Source organism: Bacillus mexicanus (assembly GCF_050445615.1).
Classification (GTDB): Bacteria; Bacillota; Bacilli; order Bacillales; family Bacillaceae; genus Bacillus; species Bacillus mexicanus.
This window is the reverse complement of the sequence record NZ_JBCEYV010000002.1, coordinates 855,011-881,089: the sequence shown is the minus strand read 5'-3', so window position 1 is coordinate 881,089 and position 26,079 is coordinate 855,011. Positions and strand designations below refer to the sequence as shown.

General features: G+C 37.2%; 23 protein-coding genes and 1 pseudogene. 22 read left to right on the top strand and 2 right to left on the bottom strand.

Features of this window, described 5'->3' with window-relative positions:
* Positions 1 to 14: 14 nt before the first annotated feature.
* The 22 genes and pseudogenes from rocF (at position 15) to AAGG74_RS13985 (ending at position 23,029) form a co-directional block, all read left to right on the top strand.
* Positions 15 to 905, top strand: a complete 891-nt coding sequence (rocF, locus tag AAGG74_RS14090) for an arginase (RefSeq protein WP_162102878.1) — start codon at positions 15 to 17, stop codon at positions 903 to 905.
* A 271-nt stretch (positions 906 to 1,176) separates the two neighbouring features.
* The gene (locus tag AAGG74_RS14085) at positions 1,177 to 1,647 is read left to right on the top strand and encodes a GNAT family N-acetyltransferase (protein ID WP_429675872.1); all 471 of its coding nucleotides are present in this window, start codon (positions 1,177 to 1,179) and stop codon (positions 1,645 to 1,647) included.
* Positions 1,648 to 1,801: 154 nt separating this feature from the next.
* Positions 1,802 to 2,539: a YiiX/YebB-like N1pC/P60 family cysteine hydrolase gene (locus tag AAGG74_RS14080; RefSeq protein ID WP_429675871.1), complete on the top strand. Its 738-nt coding sequence runs from the start codon at positions 1,802 to 1,804 to the stop codon at positions 2,537 to 2,539.
* A 10-nt stretch (positions 2,540 to 2,549) separates the two neighbouring features.
* The gene (locus AAGG74_RS14075) at positions 2,550 to 3,713 is read left to right on the top strand and encodes a hypothetical protein (protein ID WP_429675870.1); all 1,164 of its coding nucleotides are present in this window, start codon (positions 2,550 to 2,552) and stop codon (positions 3,711 to 3,713) included.
* Between the two features lie 155 nt (positions 3,714 to 3,868).
* Positions 3,869 to 4,039, top strand: coding sequence for a hypothetical protein (locus AAGG74_RS14070; protein ID WP_202923599.1), 171 nt, complete (start codon positions 3,869 to 3,871; stop codon positions 4,037 to 4,039).
* Between the two features lie 62 nt (positions 4,040 to 4,101).
* Positions 4,102 to 5,328, top strand: coding sequence for a formaldehyde dehydrogenase, glutathione-independent (gene fdhA, locus AAGG74_RS14065; RefSeq protein WP_429675913.1), 1,227 nt, complete (start codon positions 4,102 to 4,104; stop codon positions 5,326 to 5,328).
* Between the two features lie 227 nt (positions 5,329 to 5,555).
* Positions 5,556 to 5,726, top strand: a complete 171-nt coding sequence (locus AAGG74_RS14060) for a CxxH/CxxC protein (RefSeq protein ID WP_429675869.1) — start codon at positions 5,556 to 5,558, stop codon at positions 5,724 to 5,726.
* A gap of 80 nt (positions 5,727 to 5,806) precedes the next feature.
* Positions 5,807 to 6,286 carry a 23S rRNA (pseudouridine(1915)-N(3))-methyltransferase RlmH gene (rlmH, locus tag AAGG74_RS14055; protein WP_429675868.1) on the top strand — a complete coding sequence of 160 codons (480 nt, stop codon included), beginning with the start codon at positions 5,807 to 5,809 and terminating at the stop codon, positions 6,284 to 6,286.
* 952 nt (positions 6,287 to 7,238) lie between these two features.
* Entirely contained in the window at positions 7,239 to 7,472 is a 234-nt protein-coding gene (locus AAGG74_RS14050; protein ID WP_064671699.1) for a helix-turn-helix transcriptional regulator, read from the top strand.
* Positions 7,469 to 7,825 carry a DUF2178 domain-containing protein gene (locus AAGG74_RS14045; RefSeq protein WP_124072563.1) on the top strand — a complete coding sequence of 119 codons (357 nt, stop codon included), beginning with the start codon at positions 7,469 to 7,471 and terminating at the stop codon, positions 7,823 to 7,825. The genes AAGG74_RS14050 and AAGG74_RS14045 overlap by 4 nt, the downstream gene beginning before the upstream one ends.
* Before the next feature lie 23 nt (positions 7,826 to 7,848).
* The gene (locus tag AAGG74_RS14040; protein WP_429675867.1) at positions 7,849 to 8,730 is read left to right on the top strand and encodes an ABC transporter ATP-binding protein; all 882 of its coding nucleotides are present in this window, start codon (positions 7,849 to 7,851) and stop codon (positions 8,728 to 8,730) included.
* Positions 8,702 to 9,427, top strand: coding sequence for an ABC transporter permease (locus tag AAGG74_RS14035; protein ID WP_429675866.1), 726 nt, complete (start codon positions 8,702 to 8,704; stop codon positions 9,425 to 9,427). Before AAGG74_RS14040 ends, AAGG74_RS14035 begins: the two co-directional genes overlap by 29 nt.
* Positions 9,428 to 10,301: 874 nt before the next feature.
* Positions 10,302 to 10,484: pseudogene (locus tag AAGG74_RS14030) on the top strand (abhydrolase domain-containing 18); the annotation flags it as partial.
* Positions 10,485 to 10,628: 144 nt separating this feature from the next.
* Positions 10,629 to 11,294, top strand: coding sequence for an alpha/beta hydrolase (locus AAGG74_RS14025; protein ID WP_429675912.1), 666 nt, complete (start codon positions 10,629 to 10,631; stop codon positions 11,292 to 11,294).
* A gap of 7 nt (positions 11,295 to 11,301) precedes the next feature.
* The gene (locus AAGG74_RS14020) at positions 11,302 to 12,669 is read left to right on the top strand and encodes an ATP-binding protein (RefSeq protein WP_429675865.1); all 1,368 of its coding nucleotides are present in this window, start codon (positions 11,302 to 11,304) and stop codon (positions 12,667 to 12,669) included.
* Positions 12,662 to 13,237, top strand: coding sequence for a response regulator (locus AAGG74_RS14015; RefSeq protein ID WP_429675864.1), 576 nt, complete (start codon positions 12,662 to 12,664; stop codon positions 13,235 to 13,237). The genes AAGG74_RS14020 and AAGG74_RS14015 overlap by 8 nt, the downstream gene beginning before the upstream one ends.
* Before the next feature lie 356 nt (positions 13,238 to 13,593).
* Positions 13,594 to 13,788: a plantaricin C family lantibiotic gene (locus AAGG74_RS14010; protein ID WP_429675863.1), complete on the top strand. Its 195-nt coding sequence runs from the start codon at positions 13,594 to 13,596 to the stop codon at positions 13,786 to 13,788.
* Positions 13,789 to 13,848: 60 nt separating this feature from the next.
* Positions 13,849 to 14,040: a class II lanthipeptide, LchA2/BrtA2 family gene (locus AAGG74_RS14005; RefSeq protein WP_064671707.1), complete on the top strand. Its 192-nt coding sequence runs from the start codon at positions 13,849 to 13,851 to the stop codon at positions 14,038 to 14,040.
* Between the two features lie 17 nt (positions 14,041 to 14,057).
* On the top strand, positions 14,058 to 16,985 hold the full coding sequence (lanM, locus tag AAGG74_RS14000) for a type 2 lanthipeptide synthetase LanM (RefSeq protein WP_429675862.1): 2,928 nt from the start codon (positions 14,058 to 14,060) through the stop codon (positions 16,983 to 16,985).
* A gap of 32 nt (positions 16,986 to 17,017) precedes the next feature.
* A complete protein-coding gene (locus AAGG74_RS13995; protein ID WP_429675861.1) occupies positions 17,018 to 19,162 on the top strand; it encodes a peptidase domain-containing ABC transporter in 2,145 nt (714 codons plus the stop codon).
* Positions 19,143 to 21,935, top strand: a complete 2,793-nt coding sequence (lanM, locus tag AAGG74_RS13990) for a type 2 lanthipeptide synthetase LanM (protein ID WP_429675860.1) — start codon at positions 19,143 to 19,145, stop codon at positions 21,933 to 21,935. Before AAGG74_RS13995 ends, lanM (AAGG74_RS13990) begins: the two co-directional genes overlap by 20 nt.
* On the top strand, positions 21,923 to 23,029 hold the full coding sequence (locus tag AAGG74_RS13985) for an MDR/zinc-dependent alcohol dehydrogenase-like family protein (RefSeq protein WP_429675859.1): 1,107 nt from the start codon (positions 21,923 to 21,925) through the stop codon (positions 23,027 to 23,029). The genes lanM (AAGG74_RS13990) and AAGG74_RS13985 overlap by 13 nt, the downstream gene beginning before the upstream one ends.
* A 678-nt stretch (positions 23,030 to 23,707) precedes the next feature.
* Here AAGG74_RS13985 and AAGG74_RS13980 read toward each other — a convergent pair.
* Positions 23,708 to 24,013: a nucleotide pyrophosphohydrolase gene (locus tag AAGG74_RS13980; protein ID WP_367387101.1), complete on the bottom strand. Its 306-nt coding sequence runs from the start codon at positions 24,011 to 24,013 to the stop codon at positions 23,708 to 23,710.
* Complete coding sequence (locus tag AAGG74_RS13975) at positions 24,010 to 25,656, bottom strand: DUF2075 domain-containing protein (RefSeq protein ID WP_429675858.1); 1,647 nt, start codon at positions 25,654 to 25,656, stop codon at positions 24,010 to 24,012. The genes AAGG74_RS13980 and AAGG74_RS13975 overlap by 4 nt, the downstream gene beginning before the upstream one ends.
* Positions 25,657 to 26,079: the final 423 nt, after the last annotated feature.

Below are 26,079 nucleotides of genomic sequence, written 5' to 3'. Positions count from 1 at the left end.
AGGTGGAATCACAGATGGATAAAACGATTTCGGTTATTGGAATGCCAATGGATTTAGGACAAGCACGACGCGGAGTGGACATGGGTCCGAGTGCCATTCGGTACGCCCATCTGATTGAGAGACTGTCAGATATGGGGTATACGGTTGAAGATCTCGGTGACATTCCGATCAACCGTGAAAAGATCAACAATGACGAGGAACTGAAAAACCTGAATTCCGTTTTGGCAGGAAATGAAAAACTCGCTCAAAAGGTTAACAAAGTCATCGAAGAGAAAAAATTCCCGCTTGTTCTGGGCGGCGACCACAGCATTGCGATCGGCACGCTGACAGGTACGGCGAAGCATTATGATAATCTAGGCGTCATCTGGTATGACGCGCACGGCGACCTGAATACACTTGAAACATCACCATCAGGCAATATTCATGGTATGCCGCTTGCCATCAGCCTCGGCATCGGCCACGAGTCACTGGTTAACCTTGAGGGCTACGCGCCTAAAATCAAACCGGAAAACGTCGTCATCATTGGCGCCCGGTCACTTGATGAAGGGGAGCGCAAGTACATTAAGGAGAGCGGCATGAAGGTGTACACAATGCACGAAATTGACCGTCTCGGCATGACAAAGGTGATGGAAGAAACCCTTGATTATTTATCAGCATGTGATGGCGTCCATCTGAGCCTTGATCTGGACGGGCTCGATCCGAACGACGCACCGGGTGTCGGAACTCCTGTCGTCGGCGGCATCAGCTACCGGGAGAGCCATCTGGCTATGGAAATGCTGTATGACGCAGGCATCATTACCTCAGCTGAATTCGTTGAGGTGAACCCGATCCTCGATCACAAAAATAAAACAGGAAAAACAGCAGTAGAACTCGTAGAATCCCTGCTAGGGAAAAAATTGCTGTAAGTAAAACCCCCGCGGAATGCGGGGGTTTTTCAATCCTTAGAAAAAAGTCATATTTCAGCAGGTCTGGCGTAGCATTCATATGAGAAGGTTCCTCGTGCTGATCCAATAAGAGAAAGAGAAGTACGCAAACACCTCCTGATTCATGTAATAAAGGCTGAGCATTTCTTGGTCGCAAGATACCCATCGTTGAACATGGCGGCAATTTCTGCGGGGACAATTGAGTTCCTTTCTCTCGTGATTTATCATTCGCCAATAGATAAGGAGAGATGATATGGCAATGATGCTGAGGCCTATGCAGACAGAAGAATTTCATTCATATCTGACATACACAGTAAAGCATTATGCGGAAGAAAAGGTGAAGGCGGGAACATGGCAACCTGAAGATGCATTGCTTTTGTCTAAGCAAACCTTTTCTAATCTCCTTCCAAAAGGGCTGGAAACACCCCGCCATCATGTATGGAGCCTCATGCTGAATGAAAAAGACATCGTGGGCTGGCTCTGGATGCATGCTGAACCGGAGCATCCGCAGCAGGAAGCGTTTATTTACGATTTTGGATTGTATGAACCGTACCGCGGCAAGGGCTATGCGAAGCAGGCTTTGGCAGCATTAGAGCAGGAGGCGCGCGGCATGGGGATTCGAAAATTGTCCCTCCACGTCTTTGCTCATAATCAGACGGCACGAAAGCTATATGAGCGAACCGGATTTCAAGAAACAGACGTGGTGATGAGCAAGAAGCTTTAACGAAAAGGGCCTGAGAAAGGCCTTTTTTGCAGACTGTTTCCTGTAAATGATTTCTAAAAATTCTGTAAATAACCTAGTTACTTTCCTTATTTCTCTAATATAATGTGGGTGAGGAAATCACATTTTCTACATTCACAAGAAAAGAGGAGATGGAATGAAGTTGAAGAAAAAGGTATCGATGTTTTTGGTAACGCTTACATTGTGTGGCGGCCTATTTGTTTCTCCCGTCAAAGCCGTAAAGCCTGCAAATTATGCAGAAAAAATTGCTGCACTGCAGCCAGGTATAACACCGGAAGAAGTGATGAAATCCGCCAGCGAAATTGCCAAACAGCAGCACGTCAAGCAAGAGATTATTCTGAAGCAGTTCTATAAAGAAATCATGGCTGATAAATCGGAAGGCGACAAGCTAGCCAAGGAAAGCGGAATGTCCATCACGGGCGGCTCGTCTGGCACGAAAAAACTGCCGACAAGCGCAAAAGGGAATATCTATTACACCAACTCCTACACAGCCTACTATAATCATGGCCACGTCGGCATGTACTCCGCCGCTGACAAAATTGTGGAATCCGTCCCGAGCGATGGCGTCAGGCAGATCGCTTACAATGCCAGAGACGTGGAAGACAACTCCTTTGTGCAGACAGTTAATGTCACCACATCTCAAAAATCGTCTGCCGCCGACTGGGCGGTCTCAAAAGTCGGCGACTCATACTCCTATAACTTCGTCAATAACAGAAATACCGGCCATGACGGCGCCAAAAATTGTTCAAAGCTTCTGTGGTCCGCCTTTTTGCTGAAAGCCGGCATTGATATAGACAGCAACGGAGGCTTAGGCGTATACCCGCGCGACATCACCGGCTCATCCTATACGGCAACCATTATGACCATCAAATAAGGAGAAAGATATGAAGAAGTGGATGATAAGCATCGCCATTCTGATTCTCGCAGGAATCGCGCTATTTGTCTTTGTTTCTTCTTTCAAAAGCCATAAAGCTATAAGTCAGCAGGATCTCAGAAACACCGATTTTCTGGATGACAAGGAGGCACTGCTGTATTTCTCATCCTCTGCGGATCAAGATGCACTTGACGGAGGAAAAAGCTACGCCCTGTTCACCAGCCGTGATCGATCACTTTCCTCATTTCAGATGAAGGGGCTTGAGCTGGGTTCAGCTAAGGTTCACGGCGATAGTGTGATGCTTGAGGACAAAAACACGATTTTCACGATCAAAGATGGGCTGCATATTTATAAAAGAGCTTATCAGCATACAGGCGATAGTGCAGGCTTTTTACAAAACATGGCGGGTTTTTACACGCTTTATAACTCGGGCTATGACAAAAAGGGAGACGGGTACCGCTCAGAGCTGTACCGCCAGATGGATGGGGAGTGGAAAAAAGACGTCATCCCCTATTACATCAGAGCCTCCGGTTTTCATAATGGCGCCATTTACGCTCTCGTCCCGACTGCTGACGCAAAAGGCTATCAGCTTCTCCAGATTCAAGCCGATCAAAAGAAGCTCTTCTACCGTACGGTTACGGAGTGGCAGTATCGGGAAGGAGCATCAGTCGAATCCCAGCTTGCTATCGACGACAAAGCTGTGTATTTTATGGTTCGCGGCCAAAAAGCGCGTAATCTTTATCAAATGGTCAAGATCAATAAGAAAAGCGGTAAAGCAGAACTGCACGATATCGCCGCATACAAAAACGACGAACAAACAATATACAGCTCCATGCCTTTCAGCTTCAAAAAAAGCTTTTTCTCTTATGATGGGCATCTGTACTTTATTGACGGCTTCGGAAGGGTGTGCAAAATTAATGCAAAGACAGGAAAAACAAGCAATGCCTTTACTCTTTCACCAGAAAAAATGAAAGCCGATTTCAAAGAAACGACCCAAAAAGGCAGCAACCTCTATTTCTTCACATACACGTACAACAAGCCTGCAACGATTGAACAGTACAGCCTGAAAACCGGAAAGAAAGTGAAGGAAAAAGAGATTGAGAAGGTAAAGGAGATTGTAACGCCGAAGAGTCATTTAAAACTGTATGATTTTGAGATGATGAAGGGATTTTAAGCGACTATTATTGTCACATTATTTCTCAGGAAATATGAAAAAGAGACTTGCAGGAAGTCTCTTTTTTGTTGCTTTATTTGATACATTAAAGCCATCTTTTCTAACAACAATAGTGTTAATTATTGTAAAATAAATATAGATAAAGGAGGAATCATATGCGCACCAAACAGGTTATTCTTCAGGCGATCAGCATCTGCTTGATCTCGGCAGTTACTGTGTTCCTGTTAAACGGTGGCAGAGCAGATTGGCTGGACATTCTCGGAACCATTATCGGCTGCTGGCTTGGCGTATTTTTTGTTGTCAGGATGCAGAAAAAGCAGTCGTGAAAAAGGGAAAGACTCATGCCGAACCGAAGTCATGTTCAAGGACGCAGAGTCCAAACACATGAATAGGGGGAATGGCGTTGACAGGAAACAAAGCGGTTGTGTACAAAGGCAAAGGAACTGTGGCGGTGGAGGATATCGGTTATCCGGAATTAATCTTAAAGGACGGGCCCGGCGTTCCGAAGGCGAATGTGAACCGAAAATGCGAGCATGGGGTTATTCTCAAAGTCATTACAACCAACATTTGCGGAAGCGATCAGCACATGGTCAGAGGACGGACAACGGCGCCTGAAGGTTTGGTGCTTGGTCATGAAATCACCGGGGAGGTCATTGAAACGGGGCGGGATGTTGAATTTATCAAAAAAGGCGACATTGTTTCCGTTCCTTTCAATATTGCTTGCGGGCGCTGTGTGATGTGCAGAACGCAGAAGACGCATGTGTGCTTGAATGTCAATCCCGAACGGCCGGGATCGGCTTATGGCTACGTCGATATGGGCGGTTGGGTCGGCGGCCAGTCGGAATACGTCATGGTGCCGTACGCTGATTTTCAGCTTTTGGTATTTCCTGATAAAGAGCAGGCGTTAGAAAAGATTCTCGATTTGACGATGCTATCCGACATTTTTCCGACCGGCTTCCACGGCGCGTACACAGCAGGCGTGCAAACAGGCTCAACCGTCTATATCGCGGGGGCGGGGCCTGTCGGATTAGCCGCCGCCCATTCCGCCCAGCTCCTTGGCGCCTCGACGGTGATTGTCGGTGATCTGAACGAAGACAGGCTGGCACAGGCGAGAAGTTTCGGCTGCGAAACGGTCAACGTGCAAAAACACGACCGCCTCGGCGAGCAAATTGAACAAATACTAGGCGAACCGACCGTTGACGCCGCAGTGGACTGTGTCGGCTTTGAAGCATCCGGTCACGGCAATCAAGGAGAAGCGCCGGCCGCTGTCTTGAACTCGATTATGGACGTTACCCAGGTCGGCGGAAGCCTCGGCATTCCGGGTTTATACGTGACTGAAGATCCCGGTGCAAAGGATACAGACGCCAAAACAGGCTCACTAAAAATCCGCTTCGGACTCGGCTGGGCCAAAGCCCACACCTTCGTCACCGGACAAACACCAGCCATGACATACAACCGCAATTTGATGAAAGCGATCCTGAGCGGCAGAGCGCAAATCGCCAAAGCCGTCAACGCAACCGTTATCTCTCTGAACGACGCGCCAAACGGGTACAGCGACTTTGACAAAGGCGCAGCCAAAAAATTCGTCATCGACCCGCATGGGACACTGACATAAAGGAAGAGCCGGACGTTCTCAGAACGCCGGCTTTATTGCTGGTCCTTGAATCCCATACAACCTAAATGAAGACCTTTCCCAAACATCGGTTACATACAAGCAAAATAGAGTCATCAACACAAATTGTGGATAAAACTCAAACCGAGTCACTACTAACATGTGAATAAATAGGTTATATTGAGAAGAGAACATAGAAAAAATGCAAGAAACAATTGGAGGATTTGAACATGAAACAAACGTATTATTCCTGTGAAGAACATATCGAAACCGTGCTGGATATGTACATAGACGATCACGAGCGTCCGCCTGAAATCAGAAAAATCGAACATACCAACAGTTTATCCACAGGCTGTGAATTATGTGGTGACCCCTCAGTATATATAGTGGGGAACGAATGATCTTATACAAAATACAGAAAAGATATCCACAATTGTGGACAAACTATATGAATAACTTGTTTCTAAAGTGGGGATGACCTGTGAATATCAATATTGTGACAATCGGAAAACTAAAAGAAAAATACCTCAAGCAAGGCATTGAAGAATACACAAAACGACTTTCGGCCTACGCAAAAATCGACATTATCGAACTCCCGGACGAAAAAGCGCCGGAAAACCTAAGCGATCAGGACATGAAAATCATAAAAGACAAAGAAGGCGAGCGCATCCTATCCAAAATCAGCCCCGACGCCCACGTCATCGCCCTGGCTATAGAAGGAAAAATGAAAACATCCGAAGAACTAGCCGATACAATAGATAAGCTGGCTACATATGGAAAAAGCAAAGTTACCTTCGTCATCGGAGGGTCACTCGGATTGAGTGACGCAGTGATGAAAAGAGCGGATGACAAGCTGTCGTTCTCGAAAATGACGTTTCCTCATCAGTTGATGCGTCTCATACTAATTGAGCAGATTTATCGGGCTTTTCGGATTAATCGTGGGGAGCCTTATCATAAATAAGTAGAGGTTTTCTTTAAAATATAAATCCCGAAGGACGATTGGGGAGTTGTTAGTAATCATATTATGTAGGCAGGAGTCGCTAGAACTCCTGCTTTCTAGGATATGGGCATTAAATAGACGCTACAAGTAATTGCCTGAATTACATAGTATCTAAACGTTCTTTTAGGTCTAAAAATTCTTGAAGTTGAGTACGTATAAAGTCAGTACTGACTTCAGTATGATTTTTACTGTTGATCTGTGAAAACTCTTTCCTGTTCTTTGTTCGTTACCAAGCTTATTGAGTGGTTGGCGATTTTCAATCCCCATCAACATATGTAGAAAAGATCATTTTAACTATTTCTGCTTCTACGGAAAATTTAATAGCTCCTTATTTTCACTCCAGTATCAAAGAACTCGTACATCATTGTATTCCCCTTCTTTTGCCTTTCGATCATCTCCATATTTACCAGTGAGGAAAAATTATAGTATTGAAGCATTAAAAGGCCAAATATCACTTTCTTTTAACAAGTAATTAGGCCTTTATTCTTTCACCATCGGGCTCGATTGTTCACAAATGCATTTGCCTAAGGCTAAGAAATTGTAACCAAAACAACCTCTCTTGCGCATAAAAGTACCATAAATAGGATTCATATTAAAGAGAGTATTTTTGTACTATACGAGAATGACGACAGTACATCAAGAACTGTGAAGCTGCTTCAGGAACTTAAAACATAATTTGAAAAATCCCTCAGAATAAACTTACTGGTACAATGGCTCACTAATTTGACGTTGACCCGATAACAGATCCTCATTAATCAGTGTAAATGCCTCAACTATTTGCGTATTTCCAATTACCGAAAAAAATCATTTTAAAGATCTGTCTAATCACAACATAAAGAACATCATACTTTTGTATAAGTTCACTTTACTTTTATAAAAAAACAGTTTATAATTCGATCAAGAGGTGAAAGTCATGAGGAAAAATTTAGGTGATTCAATCTCAAATAAGGTTTATGAATATCGTGTACTTGCCAGATTGTCTCAGCAAGAATTAGCAAAGAAAGTCGGGGTTTCCAAACAAACCATCTTCGTAATGGAAAAAGGAAATTATGTTCCGACTCTGCTGTTAGCTTTTCGAATTGCCGAATTTTTTAATGTGGATGTAAACGAGATTTTTACTTATGAGAAAGGAAATGATCAACAATGAAAATGAATTCGATCTCAGATACTATCACTAACGCAATTTTTCTCCCTTTAAAGTCCTGGGCTGAACATTCTCAAGGAAACTGGAGTATTCTCATTGGTAGCGGGTTTGTATTGCTTTTAGTCGGATTGATTCTGACAATCGTAATTCATAAAAAAATGGGTAAGACTGACGAGAGAACAGACCAAATCGCTTTAAAAAGTTGCCTCTGTATGTTATATGCACTAATTTTGTGCGACTTGATTTTCCCAAAAGAATATATGTGGCAAGTTTTCTTCTTATTTAAGTATTCTATTGCATTCTTCGCTTCAGCAATATATCTAGCCGTTCGATATAAAAAAGATTTTTTAAATTAAAGAACTAAATAGGAGGATTAGAAATGCATATAAATTCAATTGCCAAGAAATATAGTAGCTCTGTAGTTTTAAAAGGAATATCTTTTGATTTTAAACAAGGAGAAATCGTTGGTTTAATTGGAAGTAACGGTGCTGGAAAAAGTACTCTTATGAAGATCATTGCTCAAACAATTCAGACATTCGATGGATCTGTTGAAGACAATAATCATGTTGGATACTTAATTGAGGAACCCAAACTATACAGTAATAAGACCGGATTAGCGCATCTGTCCTACTTTTCAGAAATATACGGAAATAAATTCAAACTTCGCGAATACGAGGAACTTCTAAAGGGTCTACAATTATTTGATGTATTGAATAAAAAGGTGAAAGAATATTCTTTGGGAATGCGGCAGAAATTAGGCATTGTCATAAGTTTATTGAATAAGCCAAGTTACGTTATATTAGATGAACCAACAAACAGTATGGACATAGAAACATCCCTTGAAGTATTACAGCAATTAAGAAAAATGGCTAATGTGTGGAATATCGGTGTCTTGATTTCCAGCCATAAGCTAGAAGATATTGAAACAATCTGTGATCGAGTTTTGTTTATAGAAAAAGGCACTATTTCCGACGAACAACAATTTAGTAAGGAGAGCCAATCTATTCTAAAATTAGTTTTTGATAATCCTACTGACTTAGCAACATTTATCGAGAGCCAGGAGTTCGGAAGTATTATTCACACAAGCGAGAGAACAATTCAAATTGAAACGACAGCAGAAAATACTGAGATATTTAAATTCTTAAATCAGTTGAAGATAAGGTTAATTGATTTTACTGCTGAGAAAAAAACGCTTCGTAATGTCTATATGAACAAATTAAGGGGTGAAGATCATGATACTAAATATCAAAAATTACGTTAATTACAATTTTAAAGAACTAATTAAAAAGGGCCATTTGGCTGTTGGAGTGTTGGGAGCTTTTGGACCAGCACTACTCGTGAGTTACTTTATATTAACAGCAAATACGCCGTTTAACATTAAACATGTCTCCAATTTTTATTGTATGTTGGGGATGTTGGCGGCGGTATTACACCCGCTTTATTTTGTCAATAGGGATTATTCTTCTAAGACAATTTCGTTAATTAACAACTCAAAACAAAATAGAAAAAACTATGTATTGGCCAATGTCGTAATTGCACTACTTGTGAGTTTACTTTATGTAGCATTGGGAATAGGTTTACTTCTAGTTACACAACAACTTGGAGTGCCTGGAGAATTGAAGGTTACCTTCCTTCTAGGATTCTTTGTTAATGTCTTTCTTCTAGTGCTGACTTATTTCTTGTTAGGGTATATTTTATTATTATATGGTGTTCGAAGTGGTGCAGTTTATGGTATTTTAACAGCAATGTTACTTTTTTTTCCTAATATTTTAGCGAATATTTTGGAAAGTACTCATAACAAATATCTCTCAGGCTTAATTGAAAATTTCCCTGGTTATTTCTATCCAGTTATGGTTGGCTCAAATCCTCTTTCGCTTCTACAATACTTCATTGGTTGTTTTGTTTTAATCGTACTTTTTGTACTCGTGCTCAAAAAGAGCAAAAATATTGAAATATAAGAGTGTGTTCAAATTTTAAAAAAAGTAATAGACTGCCCTTGTTCTTAGCTAAAATATAGGATAAATTAAACGAATATTCAACTTACTCCATGGTGACGAGTCGAAGAGAGAAATTTTTCTCTTCGACTTTCTTTGTACAGCGCTGAAACAACTTCAATTACCTGCAGAAGTGTAAGTGAATGGATGACGTTTCCACAAGAGATTTAGGCTTATTTGAAGGTTACCCTACTCTGTTTCTCAGATCTTATGCCGTTTTGAGGAAAACATGTTGAAAAATGGGTACCGTTTTACTTTAATTTCATTACCAATCTACCTCACTAATTGCTACCTCAAGGTCTTTCAACAAACAAACCACAAATCCTTTCGACCTTACAATGAAAAAATTTTTTCCTAAAGTCATTTCTAAGCATCAAAACCATATTGACATAATTCATGAATATCAAATACTGTATGGTAACCACCATTCTTGATAAGAGGGTCACATTAATTTGGATTGTAAAATCCTATAAGCCTTTTCAAAAATTTAAAACGTGGAAAGGCTTTTCATCGTGCCCTCATAAGTAAAATGTTACATTTTTTGTGAATTTAAATATTAATAAAAACGTTGCATCCCTTGTTATATATGGTGTACAACGTTTTTTATGCGTTCCTTAAATTTTTTTTATTCTACATGTATTCTTTATTATTAATTGTTGTTCATCATTTATGTCTTTTATATGAAAATGAAATTTCAATAAGATTTCCTAATGATTGTTAATGTATACTTATAGTGGTAAAATCTAATCAGTTCGTGGCAAGAAAAATTCCACAGATGGTTTAAAATACCTAAGTAGCTTTGAGGGATAAAATGCAAAGAGAAAACACAATATTTTAAATAATCAAGGAGGACGGAAAAGTGCACTTTTCAGAAATGATAGATCGTTTGGCTTTATATGATTTACACAGAAAAAGAAGCAAGAATAAACACTTTTCTGCTGCTTTTACAGCCAATATAGATGATAGAGAGGAAGTTTACAGTGCAAATATAGCTGATGTTTCAATTGATTTGAATAAATCTAAAAAAAGTTATAGGGTTGGTACATTTAGTTATGAATCCTTAATTCAAACTGGGAATCTTGTTAATGATACTTTAAAAGGGGAGGTTTTTTTAAATAAAAATGATATAGATCAACCCAATGTCATCTTTGTACACGGTTGGCGCATGGATTCGTACAATAGGATCAAAAAAATATTTCATAATCGTATAATGAACGATTTAGGCTGGAACATGTATTATTATTCTCTTCCATACCATTTTGAAAGAGAACCGGAAAATTCACTGTATAGTGGCGAGTTGATGATTAGTGCAAATATTGGTCGTACAATTGAGTCGACAAGACAGGCCATTGTCGATTTACGGGCGCTAATTCACTGGATAAAAGCAAATAAAAAAGGACCTGTTATCATAGTGGGAGTAAGCTTAGGGGGATGGGTTACTAATCTAATTGCAACCCTAGAATCCCAAATTGATGTAGTGGTATCAATCTTTTATGCCAATCGCCTTTCTTATTCAATATGGAACACGATCCCAGGTAAATTCATAAGAGAAGAATTAGAACAAAATGGTGTGACCTATGAAGATTTAGTGACGTATTGGAATATCACAGATGCTAGTCAAGCTTTACCGAAAGTTATTAAAGATAACATTCTGCTGATTTCTGCTAAACATGATCAGTATATTGACTTAAAAGATGCAGATTATTTATGGGAAAGTTGGGGGAAACCCACAAGATATGTCTACAATTGTGGTCATTCAGGCATTGTTCTTTGTCGCAAAAAGCTGGCAAATGATACGCTTTCATTCATTCAAAATAAAATAAAAAGGTAAGATTACGATGCTTATACTTACTGCGTTACTTTGGTTGATGAGTTCTATTCTATTGCTCACATACCCAGAAAATGAAAAAACCAGATGGGGAAGTTTCATTGGCATTGGTGGGGGTTTTGGTGGATTAAGTGTCTTATTATCATATGTTTTTGATCATGCTTCTAAATGGATTCAATTTTTGCATTATCTGTCTTCGTCAATGGGACATTATGGAACTGCATATGCAATTTTAATTTTCGGCTTAGTATTTTCAGATACAATAAAACCAAGGCAAAAACTTCTTTGGAAGCTGTTATTATTCATTCCCGTTATCATCATGCAGGTTTTTTTCACAGATTATCCTATATGGGGGACGCAGCATGTAATATTATCCCTTTGGGTTGTTCCTTATGTTTTTATATCATTGGCTTTGATGGTTTACTCTGCATATTCGGAAACGAATAAGATGGCTAAAAAACAAAAAATACTCACTTGCTTAGTAGTCGTGCCAACACTTATTTTTGCAGTGTTCACAAATATTATTTTAGAGGCTTTTGGGGTATTCGGAATTTGGATGCTCAATCCGTGGGTTATAACAGCAGCATTTTTGTTATTTATCTACTTCATCACTAAATATGGCTTTCTAGGCGTTCAAATAAAGTTTGAAAAACAAAGACGTGACCTAACAATGAAAGCTGTAACATCAGGTACAGCTTTGTTAAACCACTCAATAAAAAATGAAGTGGCTAAAATTGATTTGTTGGCGAATCAATTGAAAGATACTCATAATCAAGAAAATAATGATGAAACCATTGATTTGATTTTAAAGTCTGCAAATCATTTGTTTGAGCTTTCAAGTCGTATTCAAAAAAAATTAGATATTATGGAGCTGAAGGAATCCGAGTTTCGTATGAGTGATTTAATCAAGTCAAGCATCGGCTTACTTCAACCACAGATTTCAGAAGTTGACATATTAAAAAAATATGAAGTGGATGCACAGGTATATGGAGATTTCGTTCATTTACAAGAAACAGCTATAAATATAATGAAAAATGCTATGGAGGCTATGGGAGACAGCAAAACACTGACAATTAGAATCTATGAAACTCGCAAAAACATTCATATAGATTTTATAGATAACGGAAAAGGTATTGAGAAAGATAAGCTTTCAAAAATATTAGATCCCTTCTTTTCAACAAAAAAAAAGGTGGGGAATTTTGGTCTTGGATTAACATACTGTTATAACGTTATGACAAAACATAAAGGTGATATAACTGTAAAAAGCCAATTAGGCCATGGAACAACAATAACATTATCATTGCCAAAAAACAGAGTTCTTAATATTACATCAATCCAAGAATATAAGAATAATTTGTCAGGGGAATGTTATGGATAAAATTAGATTAATGATTGTTGAGGATGATGCGGTCTGGATGAAATGTATATCTGAATTGGTTCAAAAAGAGACCGATATCATAGTTGTTAGTCAAGCATTTACTAAAGATGAAGCTCTTCAAATTGATTCTTCAGACGTTGATGTTGTATTAATGGATTTAACTTTATCTGAAGGTGAAGAGTTAGGCGGACTTCATTTGTCTAGGGAATTAAATGAGAAAGGTTTTGAAAAGATTATCATGTTAACATCTTGGGACGAGCCAGAAGTCATCTTAGAATCGTTCGATATAGGAGCAACAAATTATATAAACAAAACCTCTTATAAAGATATTCCAAAGGCGATTAGAGAAGCATATTCAGATAAAGTAAGCTTTAATGCAGACGTTTCGAGTTTGCTTATCAATGAGCTTAGATTAGAAAGAAAGGCAAGTGTATTAACACCTGTGGAACGCGAAGTTTTCAAGTTAAAGGAAAAAGGACTAAGTAGAGCCCAAATAGCTGAAAAATTGTTCAAATCGGTTGAAACGATTAAAAAGCAGCTAAAAACAATAAAAGAAAAAATCAAATGAAATCACGATTTTAAAGGGAGGGGTATAAAATTACCCCTCCCTTTTATTTGGAAAATATTGTAGAGTATTATTCGTCAACGAATTAAAAAATTTCCATAATAGCTCACGGTCTTCATCATTTAATTGAGCCAGAGCTTCTGCAAAGGGGGTGATGTTTTTAATAGAGGAAGGATATTTAAGATTGGACTGGCTCTATTTCCCATTCAGACATTGGATTTAAAAACGTTGAGTAGTTGCTATTTATAAGGTGTGTTTGCTTTATCTGAAACAATGGTAATACATTATAATCGGGAACTTCTAGTGTTTCATAATTTAGTCAATTTTATCTGAAATAGATAAAGAAAAGGAGAAATAATATGAAGACTGAATTCAGTAAATTTCAAAAAGAGGTTAAACAAGAACAAGTTACTTGGTTTGAAGAAGTTGTAGATCAAGAATTTGATGATGATGTATTTGGAGCATGTACTACAAATACATTCTCTCTAAGTGATTACTGGGGAAATAAGGGTGGCTGGTGTACTGTCAGTAAAGAATGTATGGCTTGGTGTTAATAATTAGAAATGCTTTTATGTGATAATGTCAAAAAATTTATTTGAATAGGGGATATGACAATGAATGATAAAAAGTCTATTGCAAATAATAGTTTAAAAAACGAGCTAGAACTTGGAAAATACCTTGAATCAGATATGATTGCATTAACTGAAGATGATGTTGTTGGTGGTTGGACACCGGCTTTATCTGTTATTACAGGATATATTTCAAGTAACACTTGTCCGACTACTGCTTGTACTCGCGCTTGTTAAAGGAGAGATAAAATATAATGGTTATATATAGGAAACAGTTTTACCCGGAACTTGAAAAGGCGGATTTCGATGAACACATTGCACCACTTCTCCATTATATTGATGATTTGCCTGCGCATTCTCCAGACAATCTGAAGAATGTGGAGAGTTTTAAGGACCGGGAACTATATCCCTATCATAACCCTTGTAGGATGATTGCGCGAAACATCTGGGAGAAAGTCTGGGACTCAAAGATGGACAAGCATCTCGTTGAGCCTGAATCATTCAAAAAAGCTATCTGTGAGTTGTTCTCACAGATAGCTTTCTCCTACCTAATAAGATGTTTTGCTGAACAGATTAAAACATTACCCAAGGGGTCTATGAATTCAAAAATGATTTATGAGTACTATACCCAAACATTAATGGATACGGAATTTAAAGAATTTGCGGGTACTTACTCAATTGCATGGGGAAGATGCAATAATGTATTAGAAAATAAGGCAATTGCAATCAAAGATACTATTCAATTGACTCAAAAACATCGTCTGAAGATAGAGGAAAAATTCAGCATTCCATGCACTAGCCGTATTGTTTCTGTAGAGTCAGGTGGAGACACACATAATAATGGGTCTTCAGTAGCGATTATTACCTTTGAACAAGGAGAAAAGCTTGTTTTTAAACCACGTTCAGTCTCCGGAGAACTTGGATACACGAATTTTATTCGTGAGATTAACAAATTTATTTCTCCAAAGATGCCTTCTCTGACTGTTGTTGATTTTGGAAAATATGGTTTTACATCTTTTGGAGAAACCAATGAAGACAAGAAGGATATGTTTCAGGCAGGTAGATTAGCATGTCTAATGTTTTTATTAAATGCTTCAGATATGCACTTTAGTAATATATTATGGACAAATGAGGGGCCACTTCCAATAGATTTGGAAACTTTGTTTCATCCATCTCGGGTTAGAACTGGAATTCCGGAGGCTAAAAGAAGCGCATATTATGCAATGGAGAAGTCAGTATATGGTACAGGTGTACTTCCAATATCATTAGGTAAAAAATCAAGTAATGGTTCAGTTGATGTCGGGTTCACTGGTATTCGTGATCAGAATAGTGTAAGTCCTTTTAAAACCTTCGATATAAAAGATGGTTTTTCTTCAGATATAAAAGTTGTCTGGAAACATCAAAGTATTGATAATGCTCTATCGACTGATCCCGATTTAGAAGCGTTGATACATGAAAGATGTGACCAAATTATCGATGGTTTCTCTGATTTTTTCATGCAAATATTTGATCAAAAGGATTTGTTTATTGACGCAGTTATAAAGTCATTTAGTAACGCTAACCTTCGCTATATACATAATATGACATATAGATACGAACAACTTTTACGTATCTTAACAGATGCAGAGCCATCCAGGAATATAGACACGGCACATGCTTTATTGTCGCGTATTGGAATACTGAGTATGACAAGTGATATTAATTTGGTTAAATCTGAATCTAAACAACTTTGGAATGGGGATATACCATACTTTTCCGTCAATTTTAAAGGAACAGAAGTTTTTTGTGGAAATGAAGTTGTTTCTTCTATTTCAACAAGTCCCGAATCAGCATTTATTTTGAAGATGAAAAGTCTCACAAAATCAGACTTGACTAAACAAATCAATCTAATACGGCTAGCTTTTGTTGCTAAGTTAGCAGATCCCCATACTGATGGAACGTTAAAATTAGAAGAATCAGAATTCACTGAAGAAGAAAGACCTACATTAGAAAGACTGAACACATTAAAAGATGACAATGTTTTAAAGCATAGGGAAATAATTTCTTGGTTTTCAAAATCATTAACTGAATCACTTTTAGACGATCGCTATGAACATTTACCTAAAACTTGGATTGGTCCTGTTGCACGATTTGGACAAGGCTGGACGCCAGGAGTTTTAGGATACGATTTATATAGCGGAAGAGTTGGCCCGGCACTTGCATTGGCAGTGGCTGGTAAACTTTTATCGGACGATATTACTTTAAAAGCTTCTTACGATATTTTTGAAAAATCAGCGAAAATTCTTGAGGATAGAAGTTACGAACTTAGAAATGTCCTTCTTTCTGGAATTGGTGCATTTTCTGGAGTTTCAGGGCTACTGTGGACATTATTTTCAGCAGGGGATATCGTCGGAAACGAAAGATGGAAAGACATAGCTGTTAAGTCTTGGCCAATATTGCATCGTTCTTTGGAATCAGAAGATAATAATTTTTTCGATATGATTACGGGAAAAAGCGGTTCGATTGTTATGAGATACCGAATGCAGGAAGATTTCAAATTAAGTGATGATATGATCAATAAAACTCTCTCATTGGCATACTCAAGAATTAATGATAGTGATGCTAAAACAACTTCAGGATTGGCCCATGGATATAGTCAATTACTTTGGTTTTTTGCTTTGGTCAATCAAAAACAAGAAAAAAGCGAGATAAAAAGAGTGATTGAAGAGATTGATTCGATTATCTGTAACAAGTACACAAATAATAATGGAATCATAGAGACATATAAAGATGCCGGTGATGAGCATGTATCATCATCTTGGTGTAATGGTTTAGCAGGCCTATTAATAGCCTATTACGAAGCATACAAATCAAAAGTTCTGTCTCGAGAATCAGTGCTAAATATAATCGGTCAGCTAAAAAGGATCCCTATCTCACGTATTCCGGTACTTTGTCACGGAAGCCTGGGAATAGTAGAGGCGCTTGAGTATGTGAGTGAATCATTTCCAGAAGAAACATCAGAAATTCTTTTAGAAATAAAAACAACTTTCGGCTCTCCAGAATACATTTTTAGTTACTATAAAAACGGGAAAGGTCGTTATCCGTTAAGCCCAGGATTGATGGCGGGTCAAGCTGGTGCACTATTGCACCTTTGTAAATCACTTGATCCTAAAATTAAAATTTCCCCTTTAACGCTAACATGAAAATATTTTCTGAAATTAAAAAAAGAAGACTCATGCCAACTTTACAATTAGCACAATCAGAATGCGGGCTATGTTGTGTTAAGACAATTCTGGAGGCTTATGATTATCAAATTTCACTTTCAGAGCTCAGACAAGTTAAAGAGCCGGGCAGAGACGGTCTAGGATTCCAACAACTAAAAAAATTGCTCTCTCGTTTTGGGATGAATGCCAAAACTTATCGAATAAAAGACACGAGGGCACTTAAGGTAATAAACTATCCAATCATAGCTTTTTGGAAAGGGTATCATTTTGTTTGTGTCGAGTCATATAATGAACATGAAGTAATAATCATGGACCCATCGATAGGTCGGATAAAAATTACCCAATCGGAGTTTCTCGAAAATTTCCAAGAGTATGTACTAGCTGCTGATCCTGGAATAGATTTCAAGAAACGCAGCGTTAGCAATCTTTCTATATGGAAAAAAAAGTATATTTGGCCATCTAATTTGATAGGTTTATATTTAAAAATAGCTATAATGAGTATTGTTTTAGTTGGAATAACATTAATGATTCCCTTATTTACACAGCTATTAATTGACAATGGGTTTGGTGACGCTACTTCTTTTGCTACAATACTCGGATCTCTCATCATAGCATTAATTATTATGATAATTCTAAATTTTATCAGAACCTACTTCTCAATAAAGATAATTTATCGTTTTAGTTGGCATCTTCTGAGTGGTGCTTTTACACGTGTTTTATCACTCCCAGCAAAGTATTTTACAGTAAGAGCGCCTGGTGAAATTATTTATCGGCTCAACTCTCTTACACGAATACAGGATGTTTTGGGAACAACATTAGTACAAGCATGTCTTGATTTGGTAAGCGGTGTAGCAATATTAGTCTATGTTTTTTGGATATCACCATGGCTCGGAATTATGATACTGTTGTTTACTTTATCAACTTTTGCCTTTTTGATTATTGCTCAGTCTTACGTAAATTCTGCAACAGATAAAGAACTACACGAGGGGACTAACGCACAAAGCATACAGTTAGATGCTATAGTTTCTATAAATAGCGTGAAACTAGGAGGCTACGTTCAGTCCTATATCGATGACTGGAAACAGCGCTTCAGAAAATTCTTAAATGCAACAAGCCACAGAATGCGTATCCAGCAAGGAATAATAGGATCGATATTATCCGGAATACAAGTATTTGCTCCTTTGATTATTCTTGTTACAGGTATATATATGGCAGAACTAGGTATCATGACACTCGGGCAAGCAATTGCGGTTCAGTCTATTGTGGCATTATTGTTCGTCTATGTGAATTCAGTATTTACAATTGCATCTGAAGCTCTGGTTGCGGTGCGATATATTGTATTAGCAGAGGATATATTTGAATATCCTGTAGAAAATTCTCGTAAAGATTCAAAGGGAATGCCTTCAGGATCAGTTTCAATTAAAAATCTTAGTTTTAGTTATACTTCTGATAGTATCCCGGTCATTAAAAATATTAATTTGGATATTTCTGATGGAGAAACGATTGCTCTTGTTGGATTATCTGGATCCGGCAAGACTACGCTTGGGAAGGTAATTGCTAGTTTATTTGAACCTACTAGTGGTTCTATATATTTTGGAGGAATTGAGTATCATGAATATAATCTTGATACATTAAGAGACTCAATTAGCTATATTCCTCAGGAAGTCAACTTGCACAATCGAACTATCATGGAAAATCTCAAGCTCGGCAGTAAGCTTACAGAAGCAGAAATACGGGAGCTTTGTGATTCGTTGGAGTTTATGAAATTTATTAATGAATTTCCTATGGGTTACAATACAGTTATATCAGAAACGGGAGCAAACCTATCTGGAGGACAAAGACAACGAATTCATATAGCGAGAGTGTTACTTCAAACACCCAAATTGCTGATAATGGATGAAGCGACGTCATCACTTGATAATATTTCACAATCATATGTTTATGATGCATTATCAAAACTTAAGTGTACAAAAATTGTTATAGCACATCGGTTAGAGACTATTCTAAATGCTGATCGTATTGTAGTTCTTGAAAATGGATGCATTGTACAAAGTGGATCTCATGAAGAATTAGTTAATATAGGTGGCTTGTATGCAAAATTGTTTGGGGCAGAGCTTGAAAAGGGGAGAGTTGAAAATGCAATTGGCAGCACATAAAATAGTCCTTGCTGTGGAGAGTTACTTTTCGGATGAATTAGAACTTACTAACTATAAGATAAAAGAACTTCTTTCCCGGCAAGACGTTGTATCACATGCTGAGATAGCAGCCACGAACTGTTTACATGCATTATTGGAATATCATGTGTGGAGACTGTGTCAAAAAACTTTTGTATATGAATTTCACAAATATCGAGAAAGTTTATCTTATCCTGCTGATCCTTCATCATCAAAAGCGTTTGATCGATATGTCAGTTCAATTGATAAGGAACTTATAAGCAATTGGTTTACAAAATATGATTGTTTACGAAAAATGGTCACACAATCAGTGAATAATACTTGTTCTTTTATCGAAGATGTGTGCGCTAATTTTAGCAGAGATGCTACTTTACTCTTATCAGAAGGTTTAATTAGTAGAGGATCAAGATTACAAACTATTATGCCTCTTGAATCCGATCCTCACAATGGTTCAAAAGTAGTTCTATGCTTGGAATTTAAACCGTCGAAAAAGGTTCTATATAAGCCTCGGTCTTTAGAGATTGATGTTTTAATTGATAAACTTTTTTCTGATACTCTGAAATTCGATTCTTTACAGAACCATTCACCAGTTGCCCAAACAGTTAATCGAGGTGAGTACGGTTGGCAGAAGTTTGTGCAGCATACACCCATAAGCCAATCAGAGGTCGGCAGCGCTTATTATAATCTCGGTTTATGTGCGGCGGTGTTTAGCTGTCTTGGAGCAACAGATTTACATGATGAAAATATTATTTTTAACGGGATATATCCTTATTTTGTAGATTTAGAAACTAGTTTACAACCAGCATATGATCGTACATGTGGTTTACTTGACCAATTAATGGAAGAAATGCTTTCCTATTCAATTGCTGCTACGTCAATCATTCCAGCTAAACTCACGATTCCTCGAAAGGTATTGGTTGGTGCTATTAATACACCCTATCCACAAAAAACTAATGAAATGGTTTTTACACTGAAAAACCCAGGAACAGATGCTGTAGATATAGCCAAGGAAAAGATTGATGTAAACCGAACAACTGTACCAATCACGTTAATTAGTAATCAAGCGCCCGATCCACTTCCATTTCAAGAGGATTTTCTTAAGGGCTACTCAGATGGATATGAAAAGATGATGGACAAACGAGAGCAAATTTATTCAATATTTACTGATATTCAATGTTTAATTAGAGTAGTTAATAGACCTACAGTTCAGTATTACTTGATGCTTGATGCGTGCCTATTTCCGGAAAATTTAGTTGACGATACCGCAATAAATGAAGTGCTAAAATATCTTAAGCCACCTAAGTTAATTAGAGATTCTGAAATAGCCAAGAGTATATTAGAAGAAGAAATTCGTTCTTTAAAAATTGGCGATATTCCATATTTTTCTATGAAGGCGAATGATAAACGTTTATATTCAGGGGACTTTATTTCAGATGACATATTTGATGTGTCGCCGGAAAATAATGTAATAAGACGGTTGGAGAACCTTTCACAAAAAAGATTGTTACTTGATAAGCGCTTAATTGCAGAAGGATATTCTGATATTAGAATACATGAGGCTGAGCATAAAAAAGTAGATGATTTGGGTTATCAATCTCCTTTATTTTCAAACGCCTTGCGAAAGGTGACAAAAGATGATCCTAATCCTTTGATTGATTTAATAAGTTCTTTATCAATTACTACCAAAACAGATAATCCTGAAACTGGATGGATTGGAGGAGTGTATGGAAATATCCCTATATCCTATGAATCTAGTCCTCTTATTTCGCTTCATGATAGTGGGGGTATTCTATTTCTCTTGGAGCATATTACAGAGTATGAAAAAATAGCCAATCGTTCTAAGTACACTAATCTTTATAATCAGGCCAAACGAGGTTTAAAATTTCTTCGTAGTGCATTTTCTTCACAATTAGAATCTGCACCAACATCAATAATATCAGGATCAAGTTCTTTAGATTTTATATTTAACCATAATAGGAATAGAGTAGAAGAAACAGAACAAGTTGTGTCTCAAATTCAATCAGAGAACATTCCGAATGGTGATGTATTTATTGGCCCGGTAGGTATAAGTCTCATGTTAGCTTCATTTGCGGATACGCCGAATCAGGTTCTGGAAAAACTAGAAGATAAAATTCTCCATGAAAGCCCATCGAGCATGTTATCTAGTGATGGACTAGCGCATGGAAATTTAGGAGTTATATGGGCAAAATTTAGATTATCTTATGCTTTAAATAATACTGAAGGATGTAAGCAACTTTTTAAAAAGGCTGTACAAATCTCTTTTCCGAATACTGTTAATACTGCAGGTTGGTGTAACGGAAATTCTGGTTTGCTAATGGTTCTAGCTGAAATGGCAAGAGCATTAAACGAACATTTCAATCTCTATGATATAGCGAGGAAATCAACAATATTACCGGAAAATGGACCTGTAGATTTATCTATATGTCATGGGGCTGCGGGGGTACTTCAATCTCTACTATTTGCATATGAAGCTTCCCGTGATTCGTGGTATCTATCACTTGCAAATCAGTATTGGGAAACTGTATTGGATTTAGCTAATCATAATGGATTTTATACTGGGGAAAAGAATAGAGACTACCTCTTGGGATACTTTCTCGGTTGGAGTGGAGTAGCTGATTCTGCACTTCTGTTAAAGATGTATAATAACGGTGAATCTGCTTGGTTTCCACTTAATCTAAGCTCTGTTTCATATCAACGAAATATATATAAGGAGGATATGGAGTGCGTTCATTAGTGGCAATTAATCCGAGTAGAAAGAATTCAATGGATTATACAGAGCTAGGAATTGTTAAGTTTGGTGAAGTGGATATACTGTTTGGAACAGTTGAATTAGAACAACCTTACTTCGATGCTGAAAATCCGAAGAATCATGAACATGTATTAGTAAGAGTGACAGCTTTTTCATGCAATTACCGTGATAAAGCCATACTACTTGAAAACTATAACTCAATCAAGGATTCTGATCGATTGTTTGTTCCTTTTGGCTCGGAATTTAGCGCAAATATTGTTGCTGTCGGTAGGGACGTACATGAATTTAAGGTCGGAGATCGTGTTATGTCTGATTGTTCATATCCTGATAGCGGAAAACAAGGAATTTTACCGGGTGTAGCTACAAATTTTGCATCGTTGGGTTGGTTGCGTCTTCATAAGAAAAAGATTATAAAAGTACCAAAAAGCTTAAGTGATAATGAAGCCGCCTGTTTTTCTTTGGGTTCCCAAACCGCGTCAGCGATGATAAGACGCTCTGGAATACTTGCGAATGGTGGGAATCCGTTAGTATTTAGTGCACGGTCACACACTTCATTGTTTATTATTCAACAGTTACTCTCTTATGGTATCACTCCTATTTGTTTGTCAACGTCAGAGTGGAGTGATAAAGAAAAACAAAAAATATATCCTAGTCGCGTAGAATTAGTAAGTACAGCTATTAATAATACATCAAATGATATCGTCAAGGAGAAGATTACTCACGTTTTTGATCCGTTTTTCGATATGAACATCGGCTATGCATTATATTATCTACAAACTGGTGGGACATATATCACTTGTGGTTTACGAGATCAACATCCGCTATTGTCTAGTGGCACACCAAGTGATGCGGAGCCTGTGGTCAGAGGAGCATTGGAAATGAGTATTATTAAGAATGTCTCTATTTTGGGAAATTGCCTAGGTTCAAAAGAAGACTTAGAAAGAGCAATTCAGCTACAAAATACATCAGAGACAAGAATAATCATCGATCAGGAATATCAACTAGAAGAAGGTGTGGATTTTGTACAACGCTCTTTTTTTGATTCCTCTCGATTTGGAAAATGTGTTCTGACTCTTTAAAAAACAACTTGTTATAGGAGGCGGTTGTCGTATTAACAGTAAAATGGGTTTTAAGATAGATTTCCATTTTACAATAAAGTTTTAGAAGAGGCAACACCAAGCATATTAGACAAGACGAGCTGATATAGCAGGTCATAAGTGGATTGGACAATAAATAAAAAGTTAAAATAGATAAATTACTTAACAAAATTTCAATTTAAGAAATAAGAAGGAAAACAAATTGTAACGAGAAAACACTTACTGTTACATTTATTGACTTTCTTGAGTCTTACTCTTTTAAGTAAGTGTTTTTATCAACTCGAACCTATTTAGATAACGGGTTAAATAATTTTTAATTAATATGTAATTTGGTAATTATTCAAAAGGCATCAAGTTGAAATATATAAGACATCGATTATAGACTGAAACTATGAAAATGCTAATACTACTTGTTTACGTACAGAATAATCTACTTATAAATAAAAGAATGGCTATTTCCCGCCATTCTTTTGGTTTATTAACTTTTTTTCAAAATAATATAATTTTTTAATTTGTTTCACTTAATAACTATATTGGATTTTTCCAAAAAATTATGTATGTTGTTTCAGACCATTTGTTAGTCATTCTAAAAATATATCATCATGTACTTATTTTTTGATGCATGACGATCGCTTTAATTAAATGGTAAAGGAAATATAATTACTCATTGACCGGATACTTTCGACCATTCTTCACAACCTTTTCCTCAATAATCTCCTTCACATCCATATCAAGATCTGAACAGAGCATCAGCGAATAGATAAGAACATCAGCAATTTCTTCGCGAATGTTTTCCTCGTTTGCTTTGAGTGCTTCTTCGCTGCTTTTCCATTGGAAGTCTTCTAACAGCTCGGCTGCTTCAATTGAAATGGAGATGGCGAGATCCTTTGGATTGTGGTATTGTCTCCAGTTGCGTGCGTCTCTAAATTCATTAATCGTGTTAATTAAGTCTTTGATTTCGCTCATTTTTTCCTGCTCCTTTTTAACTCTAGCAATCTATTTCTTAATTTTACATCCGTTGCGTAAATGTAAAGACCGTTGATGCCTCGTTTCATGAGGACGTTGATAGAGTTTAGAATAATCTCTTCCTTTATTTTCTTAATTTTCTCGGCAGACATGTCATCTCGTGTGGTGAATGCGCCTGTATCTTTATATTTTGCAGTGTCGATGAAAAGCTCATCCTTTTCACTATCATAGCTGACAGAAGGTCCTAGAATGACGCCAACATAATTTAGGTCAAAGCCTTGAACAGTATAGATTGAACCGACCTCTTTAATAGAATCTGCATGTTCTGCCCAAGTCCATTTGTCATTTGTAGAATTCCATGGCATGTTAATGCCTTCCTCATCGACCATATAAGTAGCACCATCTTTTTTATGGATATAATCAAAGGTCGAGACAATACGTGATAGACCTACTTCATTATTCTTTTTCTCAATTGCAGCTTTAAAGTCGGCATGGTCCTCAAAGATTTTGAGCTGGAAGGTATCATTATTTTCTTGCGGCAGAGGAAGCAATTGTTTTGAGACAAAATGGTTAATCCACTTTAGTGTGTCTGGATTTGCATTCATTCTCATTTGCTCCGTGAGCTTTACTGTTTTCGCATGATATTGATTGGTGATCTCCTCAAGCAACCTTTCATTCCAATAGCTTTTGATTTTTAACACTTGTTTAGGATCGAAGATGACAATAGTGATTCTACTGCGTTTAATGATTTCCTCTAGCTGATTTTGATAGTGGAAATTATTATATCTATCCTCTTTGGTTAAAAGCAGATGAGCCTCATCTACTAATACAATATCAGCTATTTCCCCTATTTTTGACATTTGATTGATAAAGGAGGTAGGTTTCATTAAGTTTTTTTTCTTTAAATTTGGCAAGCTGTTTGCGATGCTTTTATAAGTCTTCAGCATTTCACCGTGGTTCACAAGTAAGTAATTGTTTTTGTCTTTTAAATGTGAATTTTCATCTTTAGATAAATCCTGAATCGTATTAAATAGAGAGCTCAGTAAGACACTTTTTCCTGTTCCGGCATCTCCTTCTATAGAAATGACATGGTTACCTGGTTTTTCAATATGCACCTTGCAAAAATCAAGAATTTCATTTTTGATCTCCACCTGCTGAGGAGAGAGCTCTTTATACGGAGATAATTTGTAAATGTCTTTATTTCTGAGGTTTTCAAGAGTGTCGCTGACAATGTTCTCTTTCCGAAGCTGATCCCATATCTCCTCAAAAAGCTGTTCGTTGTAAAAATTCTTTTGATAATAATGATGCATTTCTCTCGATCTAGTTTGACTGACATTTTGCAATTGGTAGTGATTTTCGGCAATAAAGTAATTAATAAGATTTGTCTCAATATTGTAGGATGCAGACTGGTGAAATCTCTCATGACCAATGAAAATGGTTTGCGTTAAATTTTTTCGCTTCTTGTCTCTCAAATGATTTTTCAATCGTCGTGTAGCCTGTACAGTCTGCCCAATATATGCAGTCGGCTTCTTTTTTTCGTTGTAAAGAATGTATACAATTGGATGGTTATCTAATTTAGATGCCTTCAATGCAAAAATTTGTTCTTGATTAAAATCTCTTTTTTCAAACACAAGTTCACTCATATGACTAGCCCCTGTATGTCTTTTACTGTCATCGTATCATAAATTTAACTTATGATCTCAGAGCGTTTAATGAATCACTCATAAATTTACTAAAAAAAGTGAATAAGACGGATCAATCATTTAGGTATATTGTATAGATAGCAATTGGATCAATAAAGAGAAAAATAGCCGAAAGCTGTTACAAAATAGGAGGAAGTATTGGGGAAGATAAATTCTGTATTAAAGGAATGCACTATGTTGAGATGAATTGGGAATAATTATTCTTTGGATGTTCGGCGACGAAAACAAACAGAAAAAGTTCTTTTTCTGAAAGGCTTTGGGAAAGGAATCAGTTGAAGGATTCGTAGACGGAATCATAAGGTCTAATACTTATATGAATACTTAGCATAATTATATAGCGAGCCTCTCAATTTTGATTTTGAA